The sequence below is a fragment of the Methylobacterium sp. WL103 genome (assembly GCF_008039885.1).
GTDB classification, from domain to species: Bacteria; Pseudomonadota; Alphaproteobacteria; order Rhizobiales; family Beijerinckiaceae; genus Methylobacterium; species Methylobacterium cerastii.
In genome coordinates this window covers 1-3,089 of sequence record NZ_VRUX01000511.1, presented here as the reverse complement: position 1 = coordinate 3,089, position 3,089 = coordinate 1, and the positions used below count along the sequence as shown (strand labels likewise).

4 protein-coding genes are annotated in these 3,089 nt (G+C 72.3%); 2 read left to right on the top strand and 2 right to left on the bottom strand.

Features of this window, described 5'->3' with window-relative positions; translation table 11 throughout:
* A partial coding sequence (locus tag FV222_RS21485) for a glucokinase (RefSeq protein ID WP_187277410.1) occupies positions 1-169 on the bottom strand: 169 nt, incomplete at its 3' end.
* Positions 170-247: 78 nt separating this feature from the next.
* Positions 248-997: a trehalose-phosphatase gene (gene otsB, locus FV222_RS21480; RefSeq protein ID WP_147815599.1), complete on the bottom strand. Its 750-nt coding sequence runs from the start codon at positions 995-997 to the stop codon at positions 248-250.
* A 105-nt stretch (positions 998-1,102) separates the two neighbouring features.
* Here otsB and FV222_RS21475 point away from each other — a divergent pair, with 105 nt between their 5' ends.
* Complete coding sequence (locus FV222_RS21475) at positions 1,103-1,642, top strand: DUF427 domain-containing protein (protein WP_147815598.1); 540 nt, start codon at positions 1,103-1,105, stop codon at positions 1,640-1,642.
* A gap of 88 nt (positions 1,643-1,730) precedes the next feature.
* The gene (locus FV222_RS21470; RefSeq protein ID WP_147815597.1) at positions 1,731-2,954 is read left to right on the top strand and encodes a serine hydrolase domain-containing protein; all 1,224 of its coding nucleotides are present in this window, start codon (positions 1,731-1,733) and stop codon (positions 2,952-2,954) included.
* Positions 2,955-3,089 lie beyond the last annotated feature (135 nt).

Here is a 3,089-nt window from a genome sequence, read left to right as displayed (position 1 = left end):
CCCCTTGCCCGTCCTTGGCCAGGGCCGCGCGGATCGCGCTCGACGGATCGGGGTGGCCCGCCGTCGCCTCGTGCGAGAGCAGGCGCGGCGCCGCGCCCTTCGACTCGACCACCCCGAAGCGGGCGTTCGTGCCGCCGATGTCGCCGACGAGGACCGGAAACGCGAACATGCGGTACCCTTTCCCGATCGACGCGGGGCCGTCCCGGCCGACGCGTCGCTGCCTATCCGAGGGAGTCGCCGGCGCGGCTCAGGCCGCCGGCAGCGCGTCCAGATCGATGGTCCCGCCCGCCGCCCAGCCGCCTAGCAAGGCCCGCACCGCGTCCGGGCCGGGCAGGCGCCGTTCTGCCGCGGTCTCGCCCGGTCCGATCCGGATGCCGAGGCCGCCATACGCCGCGACGCTGGCGAAGGCGATCTCGTCGGTGCGGTCGTCGCCGAGGAACACCGCGCGGCGGCCGGCATAGGGGGCGTTCTCGAGGAAGGCGCGGATCGCGTGCGCCTTGGTGGCCGAGGCCGGCACGATCTCGCCGACCGCCTTGCCAAGCTGGAGCCGGTAGCCGCCCGCCAGCTCGGCGGCGATCGCGGTGACCGCCTCCTCCGCCCGCTCGGCGTCCGCCGGCGTCGCCAGACGCCAGTGCACGGCGACCGAGGCGCCCTTGTCCTCGATCAGCACCGCGTCGAGGTCGGCGACCATGGCCCGGAGCCGGGACATGCGTGCGCGCAATTCCGGATGGTCGTCCGGGCTGCCGCCGGTGAGGACGCCGTCGACCCGGCGCTCGACCCCGTGCAGGCCGGCGACGTCGAAGGCGGCGGGCGCGAGGAAGGCGTCGATCACCGAGACCGGGCGACCGGTGACGATCGCCAGCGCCCCGTCCAGCCGCGCATGGAGCGCCTGCAGCATCGGCACCAGGTCCGGCTCTACGCGAACGAGGTCGGGCCGTGGCGCGATCTCGACCAGCGTGCCGTCGAAATCGAGGAAGAGGGCGATCGGTGTGTCCAACGTCGGCGCTCCAATGTCCGTTCGGGGCTAGCATGTCGCGCGCCTGCGGCAAACGCATTGTCGCGCCGCCCTATCTCTCGGGGACGACGAACGGAGGACGACGCGATGCATCTTACCCCAGCCCCGACGAAGCCCGGCGAGGAGAGCGTGTGGGACTATCCCCGCCCGCCCCGGCTCGAACCGGTCGCCGCGACCCTGAAGGTCGTGCTGGCCGGCCGCACCATCGCCGAGACGCGGGCGGGCTTCCGCGTGCTGGAGACCAGCCATCCGCCGACCTACTACTTCCCGCCGGGCGACGTCGCCGCGGGCGTGCTCGGGCCGGCGCGCCGGGCCGGGATCTGCGAGTGGAAGGGACGCGCCGTGCTGTTCGACGTTCTGGCGGGCGGCGCGACGACCCCTGGCGCGACGACCCCTGGCGCGACGACCCCTGGCGCGACGATCCCGGGAGCAGCTTGGGCCTATCCCGATCCGACGCCGGGCTTCCGTGCGATCGCCGGCTACGTCGCCTTCTATGCCGGCCCGATGGAGGCCTGCTTCGTCGGCGGTATCCGAGCGGAGCCGCAGCCGGGCGGGTTCTACGGCGGTTGGATCACCCCCGGCGTCGTCGGCCCGTTCAAGGGCGGGCCGGGAAGCATGGGCTGGTGATGCGTTTCAGCCGGTTAGAGAGCTGCGCCGCCGCGCGGCGACCGCTACATCGGGCGTCGGGAGCCGAGGGGCGGCCAAGGAGCACGGCATGAGCGATGCGATCGACGGCAGGCCGCAGGAGGTGGGCGTGGACCCCGGCCGCCTGGAGCGGATCGACGGCTGGATGCGAGACCTCGTCGAGCAGGGCAAGCTCGCCGGGCTGTCGGTGAGCGTGGCGCGGCGCGGGCGCACGGTGTTCCGGCGCGCCCACGGCCTCGCCGACCTCGCCCGCAAGACGCCGTTCACGGCCGATACGGTGACGCGCATCTACTCGATGACGAAGCCGCTGACCTCAGTCGCGGTGATGCAGCTCTACGAGGAGGGCCGCTTCCAGCTCGACGACCCGGTCTCGCGCTTCCTGCCGGAATTCTCCGAGATGCGGGTCGCGACCGGCGGCAACCGCGCCAAGCTCGAGACCGAGCCGGCCCGCCGCCCGATCACCATCCGCGACCTGCTCACCCACACCGGCGGCCTGACCTACGGCTTCATGGAATCGACCCTGGTCGACGCGCTCTACCGCCAGCAGGGCGCCGACTTCCTGCGGCCGGATGCGAGCCTCGCCGAGGTGGTGGCCACGGTGGCTTCGCTCCCGCTGCTGTCGCAGCCGGGGGAAGCCTGGAACTACAGCGTCTCGACGGACGTGCTCGGTCACCTCGTGGCCGTCGTCTCGGGGCGCGACTTCGCGGATTACCTGCGCGAGGCCGTGATCGCGCCGCTCGGCATGGTCGACACCGACTTCTTCGTGCGTCCCGACAACCTCGGTCGGTTCGCGGCGAACTACGTCTACGATCGCAGCCGCACGCTCACGCTCTACGACGACGCGGTCGAGACCACCTTCGCCAAGCCGCCGGCGATCGCGGGCGGCGGCGGCGGCCTCGTCTCGACGGCCTCGGACTACATGCGCTTCTGCCGGTTCATCCTGAACAAAGGCGAACTCGACGGCGTGCGCCTGCTCGGACGCAAGACGGTCGAGCTGATGAGCATGAACCACCTGCCCGGCGACCTCGCGGCAATCGGTACGCCGCGTTTCGCCGAGTCGTCCTACCACGGTATCGGCTTCGGGCTCGGCTTCTCGGTGATGCTCGATCCGGCCAAGGCCCAGATCGTCGGCACGCCCGGCGAGGTCGCCTGGGGCGGCATGGCCTCGACCGCGTTCTGGATCGACCCGGCCGAGGACCTCGCCGTGGTGCTGCTGACGCAGCTCGTCCCGTCGTCGGCGCTGCCGATCCGCAAGGAACTGCGGGTGCTGACCTACGCCGCTTTGGTCGATTGAGACCTGATCACGTGATCCGCGGTCGCCTTCGATCCGATCGCGCCGCCGAGGCGCGATCGGTTTAGGCCATGGACTATTCGGCGGCGGGGGCGGCCGTGGTGCCGGCCGGGGCCGGCTTCGCGCCGGGCTTCGGCG

What these genes read in the sequence shown, in the direction of transcription:
- FV222_RS21475 (WP_147815598.1), top strand. Translation starts at nt 1,103, where the DNA reads ATGCATCTTACCCCAGCCCCGACGAAGCCCGGCGAGGAGAGCGTGTGG.
- FV222_RS21470 (WP_147815597.1), top strand. Translation starts at nt 1,731, where the DNA reads ATGAGCGATGCGATCGACGGCAGGCCGCAGGAGGTGGGCGTGGACCCC.